This window comes from Vibrio sp. L3-7, from assembly GCF_963898195.1.
Taxonomy (GTDB): Bacteria; Pseudomonadota; Gammaproteobacteria; order Enterobacterales; family Vibrionaceae; genus Vibrio; species Vibrio echinoideorum.
The window spans coordinates 1-14,771 of the sequence record NZ_CAWQUW010000017.1 but is presented as its reverse complement, the minus strand read 5'-3'; the positions used below and the strand labels follow the sequence as shown (position 1 = coordinate 14,771).

Annotated in this window: 11 protein-coding genes; 7 read left to right on the top strand and 4 right to left on the bottom strand. The window is 44.8% G+C overall.

Annotated elements, in window-relative coordinates; genetic code table 11:
• The first annotated feature begins 5 nt into the window (after positions 1-5).
• A complete protein-coding gene (locus tag AACW75_RS13410) occupies positions 6-785 on the top strand; it encodes an oxidoreductase (RefSeq protein WP_135457114.1) in 780 nt (259 codons plus the stop codon).
• Positions 786-930: 145 nt separating this feature from the next.
• On the opposite strand, the gene AACW75_RS13405 is transcribed toward AACW75_RS13410, so the two are convergent.
• Positions 931-2,910, bottom strand: a complete 1,980-nt coding sequence (locus tag AACW75_RS13405) for a methyl-accepting chemotaxis protein (RefSeq protein ID WP_135457039.1) — start codon at positions 2,908-2,910, stop codon at positions 931-933.
• A 401-nt stretch (positions 2,911-3,311) separates the two neighbouring features.
• Here AACW75_RS13405 and AACW75_RS13400 point away from each other — a divergent pair, with 401 nt between their 5' ends.
• Together AACW75_RS13400 and AACW75_RS13395 are read left to right on the top strand one after the other, a co-directional pair.
• Positions 3,312-3,485, top strand: a complete 174-nt coding sequence (locus AACW75_RS13400) for a hypothetical protein (RefSeq protein WP_162838716.1) — start codon at positions 3,312-3,314, stop codon at positions 3,483-3,485.
• A gap of 154 nt (positions 3,486-3,639) precedes the next feature.
• Positions 3,640-4,224 carry a TetR/AcrR family transcriptional regulator gene (locus AACW75_RS13395; RefSeq protein WP_065206324.1) on the top strand — a complete coding sequence of 195 codons (585 nt, stop codon included), beginning with the start codon at positions 3,640-3,642 and terminating at the stop codon, positions 4,222-4,224.
• A 113-nt stretch (positions 4,225-4,337) separates the two neighbouring features.
• On the opposite strand, the gene AACW75_RS13390 is transcribed toward AACW75_RS13395, so the two are convergent.
• Positions 4,338-6,203, bottom strand: coding sequence for a fructose-specific PTS transporter subunit EIIC (locus tag AACW75_RS13390; RefSeq protein ID WP_145571883.1), 1,866 nt, complete (start codon positions 6,201-6,203; stop codon positions 4,338-4,340).
• A 227-nt stretch (positions 6,204-6,430) separates the two neighbouring features.
• Here AACW75_RS13390 and AACW75_RS13385 point away from each other — a divergent pair, with 227 nt between their 5' ends.
• Both AACW75_RS13385 and AACW75_RS13380 read left to right on the top strand, forming a co-directional pair.
• The gene (locus tag AACW75_RS13385; RefSeq protein ID WP_145571885.1) at positions 6,431-6,769 is read left to right on the top strand and encodes a PTS fructose transporter subunit IIB; all 339 of its coding nucleotides are present in this window, start codon (positions 6,431-6,433) and stop codon (positions 6,767-6,769) included.
• Positions 6,770-6,777: 8 nt separating this feature from the next.
• Entirely contained in the window at positions 6,778-7,551 is a 774-nt protein-coding gene (locus tag AACW75_RS13380) for a PTS sugar transporter subunit IIA (RefSeq protein ID WP_054546248.1), read from the top strand.
• A 149-nt stretch (positions 7,552-7,700) separates the two neighbouring features.
• Here the strand turns inward: AACW75_RS13380 and AACW75_RS13375 are convergent, their stop codons facing one another.
• Together AACW75_RS13375 and AACW75_RS13370 are read right to left on the bottom strand one after the other, a co-directional pair.
• Positions 7,701-9,479, bottom strand: coding sequence for a sodium:solute symporter family transporter (locus AACW75_RS13375; protein ID WP_145571887.1), 1,779 nt, complete (start codon positions 9,477-9,479; stop codon positions 7,701-7,703).
• Between the two features lie 552 nt (positions 9,480-10,031).
• Positions 10,032-10,871 (bottom strand): helix-turn-helix transcriptional regulator, encoded by an 840-nt coding sequence (locus AACW75_RS13370; protein ID WP_145571889.1) that lies wholly within the window; start codon positions 10,869-10,871, stop codon positions 10,032-10,034.
• A gap of 378 nt (positions 10,872-11,249) precedes the next feature.
• On the opposite strand from AACW75_RS13370, the gene AACW75_RS13365 reads away from it, so the two are divergent.
• The gene (locus AACW75_RS13365; RefSeq protein WP_145571891.1) at positions 11,250-13,154 is read left to right on the top strand and encodes a PTS fructose transporter subunit IIABC; all 1,905 of its coding nucleotides are present in this window, start codon (positions 11,250-11,252) and stop codon (positions 13,152-13,154) included.
• Positions 13,155-13,285: 131 nt separating this feature from the next.
• On the top strand, positions 13,286-14,503 hold the full coding sequence (gene manA, locus AACW75_RS13360; RefSeq protein ID WP_145571892.1) for a mannose-6-phosphate isomerase, class I: 1,218 nt from the start codon (positions 13,286-13,288) through the stop codon (positions 14,501-14,503).
• The last annotated feature ends 268 nt before the right edge of the window (positions 14,504-14,771 follow it).

The following is a 14,771-nucleotide window of genomic DNA, read 5'->3' as shown; positions in this document are numbered from 1 at the left end:
TGATGATGAATAACAAAGAAAATTTTTATGTCGTTCGACGCGAGTCTGGTACTCAGCGCAGTGACCTTCCCGTTTGGGCACCAAAGTCGGCTAATCCATTTGCACTTGATAACAACGTGAATGCAGTGTCACGCGTTGAAGTAAACAATGTACCAGGTGCTTTCCAACTAAGAGATGTACTTCTTCCTGAAGAGGTTAAGCGGATACTTAATGAAGCGAACCAACTTGGTTTTACAGAAGATGCCGCAGTTTCTTTACCGAGAGAAGTTCGTCACAATCAGAATCTCAACTTGATCGCGGATACTGAAACCCTCGACATTATTTGGAAGCGTTGCAAAGATCATTTCGTTGATAAGTACGACCATTTTTCTGGTGTGAAACCACTTGGAATCAACGGTCGTTTTCGATTTTATCGCTACGATGAAGGGGATTTCTTTAAAATGCACACCGATGGCTCTTGGCCCGGTAGTCAAGTTGTCGATGGAGAACTGATCGATGACTCTTTTGGCGACCGTTGGAGCATGTATACCTTTTTGCTTCTCTTGAGTGATGATTTCGTCGGTGGCGAAACTCAATTCATGGTTAGCCATGATGACCCGAGTAAGCCTGCTCGTCGTCAAGGGCATCATCATGAGAGTGCAGATATAGAATCGGTTAGAACACCCAGTGGTAGTGTCCTGTGTTTTCCTCACGGTACTCACCCTGCTCATTGTATACACGGCTCAGCACCGATACTTTCTGGCACTAAATACATTATTCGTACTGACGTATTGTTTGAGCTTTAACTTGTCGTTTCTATAAAGCGCAGTCTTAGTCGCTTCAAATCCTAAAAAAATGTCCCGCATTAAGCGGGACATTTCGTTATATAAGATAGATAGCTCTTAACTTTAAGCTATTAGCTATTAGCTATTAGCCATGAGCTCGGAAAGATTAACTCTTAAACGTATTCGAGAGTTCTTTCAGTGATGTTGCCAATTCTGCTTGTTCTTTGGCTGTTGCTGCAATTTGAGTCGCGCCCGTCGTCGATTCGGTCGACTTCTGCTCAACCGCCACCACGTTCTGAGCAATGTCTTGTGTCACGACCGCTTGCTCTTCTGTTGCCGTTGCAATCTGCTCTGTCATGCTGAATATCTCGCTCACAGCACTAGAAATATCTTGTAGCGTTTGTTCTACTTCTCGCGAATCTTCAACCGCTCTTGATGACATTTTCTTACTGTTCTCAATCACATTGAACGCTGTTTGTACATCAGACTGTAGCGAACTGATGAAGCCCTCTATCTCTAACGTCGACTCTTGCGTACGCTGAGCCAATGTACGAACTTCATCAGCTACAACGGCGAAACCACGACCTTGTTCACCAGCACGTGCCGCTTCGATCGCTGCGTTTAGTGCTAACAAGTTTGTTTGATCAGCAACCGACTTAATCACATCGATAACGCTGTTAATGTTATTGCTACTTTCGTGTAGGTGGGTAATTTTCTCAGCTAAGCCGTTAATCTCAGATGCCAAGATTTCAATCGATTCATAAGAGTGTTGAACTGTGCTCAAGCCCTCTTGTGACTGTTGATCCACCATTTTCGCCGAAGTTGCCGTTTGCTGCGTTTTAGCCGCGACTTCATTCACGGTTGCCGAAAGCTCTTCAGTTGCCGTTGCAATCAGCCCAATTTGGTCTTGTTGCTCAACCAAGGTATTGGAGTTGTATTGGCAAGTTTGCGCCGTCTCTTCTGCTGCCGAAGCAAGTGTTAAGCTTGATTGAGACAAGTTATCGATCACCTGAGAGAACTTCTCTAACGTTTCGTTAAGCGATGAAGATATCTGACCAAGCTCGCTCTCACCCAAGTAAGTTGCGCGAACCGTTAGGTCATTGTCATCACGAACCTTTGAAAGCACCAAATTCAGGTCTTTGACTCGGGTAGTTAGGTCTGTAATGGCTTTGAAACTGACAAAGGTTGCAAACAAAGTAATCACAACAAACATCGCGATACTGCCCATCATTGCTGATTGAGCTTGCTGAGTTTTCTGATCAGTCAATGCAATAAGAGAGTCTGCCAGTTGGTTCTCAGTCTTCTTCAGCTGAACAATACGTGCCGTTGATTGCGCGAACCAATAGACAGGATCAACATCAAAACCACTCATTTTCGATTCTGCTAGCTGTCGAAGTTTTTCTACTTCCGCTACAGATCGATCATTCAATTGTTGTTCAAAGAAACGAACATTATCGGCAGTACTCAACACTTTAAAGTTCGAAAAATAGGTATTTTGCTCTGTCACCAAAGAGATGAATTTCACTAGCATACCTGGGCCAAATTCATTTTTAGAAAAGGTGTTGTTGAGGACAGCACGCTCGATACCTGCTCGCTCTTTACCTTGCAAGAAATTGTAGTAAGCGATGGTTTCAGTAGTAATCGTCGAGTCTGAGCTCAGTTCCGCAATCAAAGCCGATACACTAAGCAGTTTTGCATTCAGTTTTGTGTAGTAACCTAACGCCTCAGAGAGTGGAATTGATTGAGAATCCACTCGGTTTCGAATCGTGGTTATTTGATTAAGGCTTTGGCTTATTTCACTGTTCAAGCGATTGATCTGTGGCAGATCGATATCAGCCGACTGCCAGTATTCGTTTCTCTGATCACGTCGACTATCCGCACTAGTACGTTGAGAACGTAATTCACTCACAAATTGAGTGCCTTGAGAGCCGATAAAGCCAGCCGTCATGCCTCGCTCTTTTTGCAACTCATGTACCAATTCACTGTAAACAACCGACAAGCGTGTCAGTTGATTCAATGATGACATTTCACTCGTCGTTTCTACGCCTTTTGAAATCGCAGAAACACTGAGCCATAGAAACCCTAAGATCGGCAAAATAAGCAAAGCAATGATTTTTTGCTTAAAAGACATATCGGATAATTTCATTTTTATTCCCTAGCAGCTAACAAATCTCTATCTGTCATGTAATTAGACACACTTCTAAACCGGCATGCCCTTGTTGAGATCATATAATTATTCAGTTTTAACAATTGCCGTTCTATATCGACGGCAATCGATAAATCTAACACTTAACCTTACAAAACTCATTGATTTATTTATAAAACTGCAAGCTATGCAACCTTAGTAGCCATACAAATGCGTGCAACAGCATTTTATTGGCGGAGTGACTAAAAATTGACAGCTTTTGCATAACCATAAAGAGGTAGATCAGCACTCGCAGTATAATCCTTACCAAGTAATGCACTCGCGATCATCTATAAATTCAACATCAAATATGTATAATGCCGAGCTCTTAAAATTAACGTAGATGCATAATTAGAGGTTTTATGAATTGTCCTGCTTGCGAAGAAAACATTGGATGGGAGTGGGTAGAAGAGGCAGCAATTGAACCCAACGAAGAATTCAACTGCCCAGAATGCGATGAAACTCTAATGTATACCATTGATGAAGGCACCTATTACGGCGCGCAACATAAAACTGTAGAAGTAGTCGACGCGTAAATTACAGCCTTGTGGCTACACACTGGCCACTTTATTTCAAATACTTAGCAAATAACTAAACTAAGCGGCTTACTTTCTTGCTGGCTCTTCTTTACTAGAACGGGCGTTCAGCATAAAATATTGAACATATGTTCAGATTAATGAAGTAGATTTTATGGCCAAGACAGCGAAGTTCGATAGACAAGATGTAGTAGACAAAGCAACTAACCTGTATTGGGAAAAGGGCTTTCACGCGACTTCTATGCGCAACCTGCAAGACGTGATTGATATGCGTCCGGGAAGCATCTACGCGACTTTTGGCAGCAAAGAAGGCCTATTTAAGGAAACTCTTGCTCGTTATACCGAGCTTGGCATCCTAAATCTGAATCGCTTTCGCAGTGAAACGGACTCGCCGATTAAAGCGCTCGAAAATTTTGTGAAGCGCGCCGTGGTCGAATCTAAACAGAGCTCTCCTAACGGCATGTGCATGTTAGCTAAAACGGTTGCTGAACTGACTGACGAGCACGCAGAATTATTAGCAGAAGCGAAGAAATCATTAAAGATCATGGAAGGTGAATTCGCCAAGTTGATAGCTGAATCACAAGATCTAGGTGAGATAAGCAAAGAGCGAGAACCCGCTCAGCTTGCTCGTCATGTTCAAGTTCAAATCGCTGGCCTGCGTACCTATGCGAAAACATGCGACGACATCGAATTACTCAATTCGATGGTTGAGGACGTATTTAAGTACCACCCTTTTTAGAGGCTGAACTTATATAAGTTCAGACCATATAAAAAGACGCCCAAGTATTATTATCAATACTTGGGCGTCTTTTTATTTATCGCTTTTCAGCCAATCTCAAGAGCCGATTACTTTTATACTTTCCTCATGATTAACGCCTGTGCATTAAGCATCGCTTCTTTGGTGCTGACATCTAAGGTTTTAACGTTCGCAAAGCGCTCGACTTCTTTGATTGCCACATCGTGAGCAAAAATCACTAGCCTAGCTTTTTCAATATCTTTTTGTGTAATACGATTGCCTATCCCGTTTGCACCTTGTGTTTCGACTTTTATCCGAACCCCAAGATGATGTGCCGCCTTTTCCAAAGACTTAGCCGCCAGAAAAGTGTGCGCGACACCTGACGGGCAAGAAGTAATAGCAAGTACATCAGCTTGCCCTTCTTCCGTGACCGAACCACCCGTAAATTGATTAGAGCGAGACTCATCTTCAACCACATTCTTTTTAAGCAGTATCACGATCGCAGCCGTCGTCAGTGCACCCGCTAACGTTCCAACAATGTAGCCAATCTTGCCATCAACCACAGGCAAAACAATCCAGCCCCCCCAAGGAGCATGGTTTACTACATGGAACATAAAGCCAACCACGTTACCGACAATGCCACCAGCCACAACCGCAGGCAGAACACGCGCAGGATCGGCCGCTGCAAATGGGATTGCACCTTCACTGATGCCAATCATTCCCATAATACCTGCTGCTTTACCTGCTTCGCGTTCGTCTCGTTTAAACTTCTTCGGCGATAAGAAAGTCGCCAGCGCCATACCTAATGGGGGTGTACAAATGGCAATGCCAACGCCCCCCATTAACCATGGCTGAGTATTCACCTGAGTTTGTGCAAACAGCGTGGCTACTTTGTTGATTGGGCCGCCCATATCAAACGCGGTCATTGCACCTAGAATGCTACCCAGCACCACTTTTCCTGAGCCAGCCATACCAGTCAGCATTTGGTTCATCTCAAGCATCACCTGCGCAATGGGGGCACCAATCACCCACATCACAGCCCCACAGGTAACAAACGTGCCGACAAGCGGATAGATGAAGATAGAGCTCAGCGAGATCATGCTGTCTGGCAGCTTGATCTTCTTAAGTAGATTAACCACAAAGCCTGCGAAAAAGCCGACCACAATCGCACCAAGGAAACCAGTGTTGTATTGATTAACCGCCACCCAAGAACCAATCATGCCTGGTGCTAAACCCGGTTTGTCTGCCATTGAATACGCGATGTAACCGCCGAGCACGGCGGTAAAAAGCGTTAAGCCCGCAATACCCATTTGTGCAATGTCAGCCAAAACGCCGCTCTCTGGAACGGCACCGTGACCAGACATCATGACCGATAAAGACAACAGAACACCGCCCGCGACCACGAATGGAATCATGTGTGAAGTGCCGTACAACAAGTGTTCTTTAAGACGATTGAGAGATTGAGCCCAAGGGCTGAGCGGCTCGATGTACACTTCATGATAGTTGGAGGCGTAGTTGTCAAAAGAGTCAGAATTAGCTTCGAGAAACAACTCTAAAGCTTCCTCTACCGACTCCATCGCCTTTAATTTTGTAACAAAGTCATCTTCAATCAGTTTGGTCGATATTTGAGCCAATACCTCGATATGATGATCATCATTGTTATCGGGTGAAGCGAGCATGAAGAACACATCAGACAATTCACCACCGTCGGCCCCATAATCGATTCCAGAACGACTGATACCAACGGCGACAGCAGGTTTAGCTACGGCTTTACTTTTCGCGTGTGGAATCGCAATACCATCATCAAATCCAGTATTACCTATAGCTTCACGCTTCCAGATATCATCAAGGAAATCACTTTTACTCGAGAGCTTACCGGCACGGTCGAGCAGTTCAACAAGCTCTTCAAATACCGCCTGTTTCGAGTCTGCCTGTAATTCCAAGCAGATAATCTCTGGCTCGATAATGTTAGTGATATCCATATGCTGCCTCGTACGAGTGCCGATTTAAGTAAATGAGCTAAAGAAGTTAATGAGATGAAAAGATTAACGACGCAAGGCTTCTCAATATATAGGACGAAAAGTGCATTAACTGGATAATTGTAACCAAGAACTCAGAGTGTGACGTCCACCTTTGAATTAAAAACGGCAATCCATAAAATCCACAGATTCGGATAATAGTATCTGATCCACACAAGCCGAGAATAATAATGAGAATTGTAGCGGTAACTGCGTGCCCTACAGGCATTGCCCATACCTACATGGCAGCGGATGCATTAATTAAGACTGCCCCTAAGTTCAACGTTTCAATCAAGGTTGAAACGCAAGGTGCTATGGGTATTGAAAACTTACTGACAGATCACGACATCGTGCAAGCTGATAAAACCCTGATCGTCTCCGATATCGACATTGAACAACCAGACCGATTTGATCCTGCAAAAACCGTGTTGATCTCAATGGAGGAAGTACTGTTAAGCGTCGAGAAGGTCTTTATCAAACATTGTCGTGACCTAAAACCTTGTCGTGATACGAAGCCTTGTCGCAGCTAATCCTCGGTATGAATGAATATCAGATCACCTTCTTCGTAGACGACCCAGCGGCTAATTCTCACGTTGCGCAGCCTCTCACCCGTTTGGCGAAGAAGTTCAAAAGTAACATCCGTATTATCAACATCACTCAAAACCGAACGGCCGATCTATCCAAATCTGTCGCGATGTTACAAGTCGGTCTACTTCGTGGTGATTTGTGTCAGATAACCGCTGTTGGTATCGATGCGGAACTGGCGTGCTTTGTTCTTAAAGACATAATCGCCGAGCATTACGCCATGGTTGGATCGCAAGTAAACCATGAGTTCTCTAACGATTTAATTCAGCGTATGCCGCAGATATGCCCACCTTGTGAGATCAAATGGCATCATGCCAAAGCACAAACCCAATTAACCAAATTCGAATGCTTAAAAGGACTCGCTCACTTAGTTCACCCAAACGATCCTGATGAGCTGATTCTGGCTTTCATTAAGCGAGAAGAACGTTCTTCAACGTGTGTATCGCCGGGCATCGCACTACCTCATGTGATGTTTGAATCGACCAAAGATCTTTCCATCGCAGTCATCGTTAGTGACGAAGCGATTGATTGGGCGTCTCAAATTGGCCAAGTACACGTTGCCATCGCACTTGTACTGCCAACTAAACCACAAAGAGAACATATTGTAGCGGCCACCAATCTAACCAGAAACCTGCTCCACGATCAGGTTAACGAGCGTTTGCAAAAGACCCGAAGCAGTGTCGATTTGCAGGCCCTATTGATGTACATCTCGTCACGTCTGATTTAGTTCATCTCTCCCTTTTAAATTCATTTCCTTGATTAACTAAGTTACTCGCTCCATTAGTTGTAATCTCAATGGTTCACACAATAAAAAACGGCTGAGCAATTACGCTCAGCCGTTCTATTCTAAATGGCTTATCTTGTAGGTTTAGTTACCTAAGCCGTTTTGTTCTCTTGTTTCGCATCTTCCACCGAGTCGTCCACGGCTTTCACCAGCATCAGACCAACGATAAACACGATACCGCCACACAGTACGAACATCATTCTTCCCCAGAATGGGTTCGGTAGAGCAAACATCGCCATTACTGCCACACCAGACACTGCAATCAGTGAGCCCAGCATGTGGCGTTGCTTGTTATCCAATTTCTTCTGTGCTGTTGATTCAGAAACCAAAGGTGTCGCAAGGTTGTTGAAGAAAATATCTACATCTTTCTGACGAGACGCTTCTAGTGGTTTGTAGAACAGGGTCGAAAGAATGAAGAAGCCACCTGTGAACGTTAAGTGAGCAATCAGGCCTACCGCTACTTTCAAATCAGACCATTCACGGCCCGTTAGCGGCTCTAAGTTGAACCAGTTTTGTAGCATTTCAGCGGTAATCACGAAGCCTACGATGTAAGACACAATCGCGCCAACCACTAACGTGCCCCAACCTGCCCAGTCTGGAGTCTTCTTAATGAAGAAGCCACAAAATGCTGGAATGGTCATTGGGAAACCGATTAATGCACCGACGTACATCATGGTGTCGAACAGGCTCAAACCTTTCAGCGAGTTGATAAACAGTGCGATAAGGATGATGGCGACGCCGAAGACCGAAGACATCAACTTAGACACAACCATCAACTCTTTCTCTGTCGCGTTTGGACGAAGAATCGGTTGGTAGAAGTTGATAACAAAGATACCCGAGTTACGGTTTAAACCTGAGTCCATTGAAGACATGGTTGCTGCAAACATCGCTGCAATTAGAAGCCCCACCATACCTGCTGGCATGTATTGCTCTACGAAGTATAGGTAAGCGAAGTCGCCCGCTTTAGAACCTGCATCTGGGTAATGCGCTGCAAGATCAACGCCTTGTCCCGCAACAAACCAAGGTGGCATGAACCAAATGATTGGACCAATTGTCATTAGAATACACGCCAATAGTGCTGCTTTCTTCGCGTTCTTAGAGTCTTTTGCCGCTAAGTATCGGTAAGAGTTCAACATGTTATTGGTGATACTGAATTGTTTGAAGAAGATAAAGAATGCCCAAATTCCGAAGATACTTACGTAGTTCAGATTGTTTCCAGAAACAAATGACGCGCCTTCTGCAACAGGGAAATCGTTGATGATTTCAGTCACGCCACCACCCTGCACAATAGCCACGGCTGCACACGTTACCGTTACCGCCATGATAATAACCATCTGCATGAAGTCAGACGCGATAACCGCCCATGAACCGCCTGTCACCGACATCACCAGTACAACAAGACCGGTTAGAACGATGGTTGTCGTCATATCGAAGCCAAAGATGCCCGATGCGATAATCGCCAAGCCATTTAGCCAGATACCTGCAGACACTATACTGTTAGGCATGCCAGACCAAGTAAACACTTGCTCGTTCAAGCTACCAAAACGCATACGAATTGCGTCAATTGGCGTGACTACACGCAGCTGACGGAATTTCGGAGCGAAGTACAGGTAGTTCATCAAGTAACCAAAGGCGTTTGCTAGGAAGATAACCGCGACAGCCATACCATCGGCATACGCTTTACCTGCTGCACCGGTGAAAGTCCAAGCACTGAACTGAGTCATAAACGCAGTTGCGCCAACCATCCACCAAAGCATGTTACCGCCCCCGCGGAAATAGTCACTGGTTGTACTGGTGAACGTTCTAAACATCCAACCTATTGCGATAAGGAAAAGGAAATAAATTCCTACGATCAGAGTATTGAGTTCCATGAATTAAGTCTTCTTTATTATTAATATCTGAAGAGCATATTATCCATAGAAAATTTAATTTGTAGTATTATAAGTCAAGATTGTGATGAGACATATAAACCTGAATATTCGATTTCGAGGCATGAATTACGCGCTAGTAAACAAAGAATAAGCCGGCATAAAGTAAGCATTTAAAATCAATGACTTAAAGTCACTTCGATCAGTAACTCGGACAGCAATAACAAGATTTTGTCGTCTCGATAAGTGGTTTTTAATTTACTTAACATTCATTAAATGCATCGAGTTAATACATCAACTCTCACACGTTTAATTCAATTAATAGAGAGCGGAAATAATAAGCAACTCGCAAAGCTAACCCTTAATGTTATTAATTAGGGTTATTTAGTGAAGTGGGGTAAATAGAAAAACGAGCTTAGAGATGAAGCGTAGGAATAAACACTAGAGGAAAACACAAAGTAAGTGACCACCACAGCTCAGAACCAGCAGTGATGCTCTAGTCATACAAATTTCGGTCATATAAGCTCAGGTCAGAAAAGGGAATTTTAGAGTATATTAGATTGACCCACGATATTGTGTCGGTGTTCTTCCTGTTCGGTTTTTGAACACTCGACAAAAGTAATTCACGTCCCTGAAGCCACAACGCACCGCCACTTCATTGAGCTTGAAGTTGTACTTTTTGAGCATGAACTTGGCGCGGTCGACTCGCACGCGTGTGATGTACTCTGCCAGCGTCATATGGCCCTGCTGGCGGAACATTCGTGATAAGTGATTGGATGAAATACTAAAGCGTGAGGCAATGCTGTCTCGGGTTATTTGGCGATGGAAGTTCTCTTGAATGTAGATACAAATTCCCTGATACACATCCTGCACTCGGCTGTGAGACTTCTCGACCGGCGCATCCAACATCGACTTACTGTATTGAAGAAGAGCCTGTAGCAATAACTCATCCATAGGCTGCTTGTTGCTCTCTCTTGCTAGTGAGCTGAGCGCCTCAAGAATGTTATCAATCGCAAACCCAGATCGAGTCTGAATACTGTGCTTTTGAATATCATAGAAACTCTCTTCCCCTTTGCGCTTACTCACCAAACTTAAACCAAGCTGACGACGCCCAAACAACATGCTCAACACAGAACAATCGGTATCCCAATTAGGCTTATTCCAGCAGTTAGGCGGAATGAAAATCGCATCTCCGGCTTTGGCAACAACGTTAGTGATTTTGCGATCATGACTTTCCATTTCATTAATATACTCTCCGTCTAGAACCAACTCTAAACGCGGAAAGTTCACCTGATAACTAAAAGCTGAAGGCGTATGAAAATCTCCAGCAAACCAGATGTTATGAAACGGTTCTCTCTCATTTAGCACCGAGGAGATTAAGTCATGAAATATCATTATTCGTACTCTGATGGGCAGCAATAAGGCTACGAGAATAGATATACCCCTTAGTGAAACATAGCGCTATTGAGCAAAATCACAATTTGAGATCTAGGTTACAAAAATCCAGTCATAGAAATAAATATCCAGTCTAAAAACTGATATAGAACGTCATTTTTAAAATAGACTACTACGCCACAACCTTTATAAATAAAAGCCTCGTTGCATTATCAATGCTGTCAAGATAGGCCTAAAATCGACGGTTATACCGATCAAAATCACACTCTTTTTAGAACGCAACAATCATCCAGTAAATGCATTTTTTCTGCACTACAGAAGGTGAGTGATCAATTCCAGAATACCCATTACAAAATAAAAACGTATTAGGGGTTCATTATGATCACGACATTGATCAATCAAGATTTGATTAAGCTTTCGCTTAGCGCTAATTCAAAAGAAGACGTATTTAAAGAGCTAATAGACGTGCTTTATGCACAGGGTCGAATTTCAGATAAAACACAATTTCTTGCCGATATTAAGGCGCGTGAAGCACAAGGTAATACTGGCTTTGAAGAAGGTATCGCCCTTCCACACGCGAAAAGTAGCGCGGTAATCAAACCCGCGGTTGTGATCGGCGTCCACAAGCAGGGCATCGACTACGGCGCAGATGACGGTCAGCCATCCAAACTCTTTTTTATGATTGCCTCTCCAGATGGCGGCGATAACCATCACATCGAAGTTCTAGCAGAGCTTTCTTCAAAACTGATTGAAGAAGGCTTTATCGAAAGCTTCATGAATTCCGACTCAGAACAAGCGGCGTTGGAACTACTGCTTACTAAACCTGAACCATCAACAACCGAAACCAACGTTGAGAAGCAAGGCTTCATCATTGGTGTTACAGGTTGCCCTGCAGGCGTTGCACACACTTACTTAGCAGCAGAAGCACTTGAGAAAGGCGCGGCAGCACTTGGTTACGACATCAAGGTCGAAACCAACGGTTCTATTGGTGTTAAAAACAGCCCAACTCAAGAAGAGATCGAACGTGCTGACGCGATTGTCGTGGCTTGTGACAAGCAGGTCGACATGGCGCGCTTTGCGGGAAAACGCGTTATCAGCACCAACGTAAAAGCACCAATCAAAGACGCGCAAGGTTTGATTAAGCAAGCGCTCAACGCACCAAGTTATCAAGCAGACCAAGCGCCGACCAACCAATCTGTTGCAGAGAAAGCCTCACAAGCGCGTTCAGACCTTTACCGTTACTTGATGAATGGCGTATCACACATGATCCCATTCGTAGTAACTGGCGGCCTATTGATCGCACTTGCATTGGCCATTGGCGGCGAGCCAAGTGAATCCGGCATGGCGATTCCTGCGGGCAGCATGTGGAACCAAATTCTAGAAGTGGGCGTGGTTGCCTTCACCCTAATGATCCCAATCTTGGCTGGCTACATTGCTTACGCGATTGCCGACCGCCCTGCCCTAACCCCTGGCTTGATTGGCGGTTGGATTGCGAACAACGGTTCTTTCTACGGCGCTGACGCAGGTACAGGCTTCATTGGCGCAATCATCGCAGGCTTATTAGTCGGTTACTTCGTTAAATGGATTACCTCATTTAACTACCACAAATTCGTTCAACCACTTGTGCCTATCATGATCGCTCCGATCACTGGCTCTCTGTTCATCGCGGGTCTGTTCATCTTTGTGATTGGTGCACCTATCGCTGGGCTGATGGACGCACTGACTGCACTGCTAACGAGCATGAGTACAGGCAACGTGGTTCTGCTAGGTATTGTCCTTGGTGGTATGGCCGGTTTCGATATGGGCGGTCCATTCAACAAGGTGGCGTTCCTATTTTCAGTCGGCATGATTGCCAGCGGTCAAACTCAATTCATGGGTGCGATGGCGTGTGCAATTCCTGTTGCTCCACTGGGTATGGCTATCGCAACCAGACTTGGCCGTAAGTTCGACCTATTCGAATCTTCTGAAATTGAAGCGGGTAAGGCAGCAGGTGCGATGGGCTTGGTGGGCATCTCTGAAGGTGCGATTCCTTTCGCAGCTCAAGACCCGATGTCGGTTATCCCTGCCAATGTACTTGGCTCAATGACGGCAGCGGTTATGGCGTTCTCATTTGGTATCACCAATAGCGTTGCTCACGGTGGTCCAGTGGTCGCTTTACTAGGCGCAATGAACTACCCACTGCTGGCACTTCTGTGCATGGCATCTGGTGCGGGTGTGACTGCGGTGACTTGTATCGCGCTTAAAAATCTACGCAAAGCCAAGCTAACGACAGCAGCGGCTTAAGCCATTTCAACTCCAATGGCTTGAGCCCTTCGACTCTCTGTTTTTGATAACTAATAGTTTTAGTAACTAGTTTTTTATTAACGAGTCAGCCGATTACAGCTCAAGCCATGTTTCCCTTCATGGTGATTTCGATGTCTGATTTTTCTTTAGCGAACGACTCGTTCGTACAACGCTTTTTCTACCCTATGACCAACGTGATTCAGAACTACGCATGGGGTAGCCCTTCTTCGTTTAGCCAACTGTTTGGTATTGATAACCAATCTGGTGAGCCGCAAGCGGAGATCTGGATGGGCGCTCACCCCAATGGTTGTTCTATGGTGAACGATAACGGGCAGCAGACCACCCTATCGAGCTTGATCTCTCAGAACCTAAACCTGTTTCTAAGTGAGAAAGTGGCGAGTCGTTTTGGTGAGCTGCCGTATCTGTTTAAGGTATTAGCAGCAGAGAAAGCACTCTCAGTTCAAGTACACCCGAATAAGCAACAAGCGGAATCTGGGTATGCACTCGAAGAGCAGCAAGGCATTCCAATGACAGCGGGCAACCGTAACTACAAAGATGCCAATCACAAGCCAGAACTGGTGTATGCCCTAACCGACTACACGGCGATGAATGGTTTTAGGTCGATCGACGAGATCCTTGAACATTTCCACTACCTCGATATTCCAGAGCTGCATTCGATGATCAACGATTTAGCGGGCGATCAAACACCGAATGGACTAGCGTGCTTTTTCGCAAGCCTGTTATCTTTGGAAGGCGAACAAAAAGAAATGGCACTCACCATGTTGATCATGAGGGCCAAGCTTTCTGATGACCGTGTATTCCAGTTGGTCTCAGAGTTGGAAGAGCAATACCCAGGTGATGTCGGTTTGTTTGCCCCGCTGCTATTGAATGTGATCACCCTAAAGCCAGGGCAAGCCATGTATTTGGATGCCGAAACGCCCCACGCTTACATCAAAGGGACTGGATTAGAGATCATGGCGAATTCCGATAATGTGCTTCGTGCCGGGTTGACACCTAAGTACATGGATATCAATGAACTAGTCTCTTGTACTCAATTCAATGAAAAGCCTGCGGATAGGTTACTGCTAAGCCCAGTTGAGCAAGGTGATGTAATGGAATACCAAATTCCCGTCGAGGACTTTAAGTTCTCTATCGTCCAGAATTCTCATAAGAGAGAGATCACTACTGAGGGCGCAGAGATCTTGCTGCCGCTCGATGAATCCATGGTGCTCACCCATCAATGCGGTGAAACCTGTGTGATAGAGAAAGGCCAATCGGTTTTCATTCCAGCTTATGCTGAGAGTTACAAACTGGATTGTGTTGGGCGTGTTGCACGCGCTTACAGTTAGTCAGCACTGAGAAAATCTAAATAAACTCACACTGATCATGCCCTGCTTTTGCGGGGCATTTTTGTTTTTACGAAGCCTATTGGCGTATCAAAACATAATCAAAATTCCATTAAATATGACCCGTATCACACTGCATTAATGAGGCTTTGTTGCGTAATTCAATGGAACTAAATCAAGAACCTACGATCTGATCAGCTACGTCCACTCTCTCTCGTAGCCCTATGCCTAAGCCTCGTTACAAAACAACCAACTGGAAGCAATACAACCA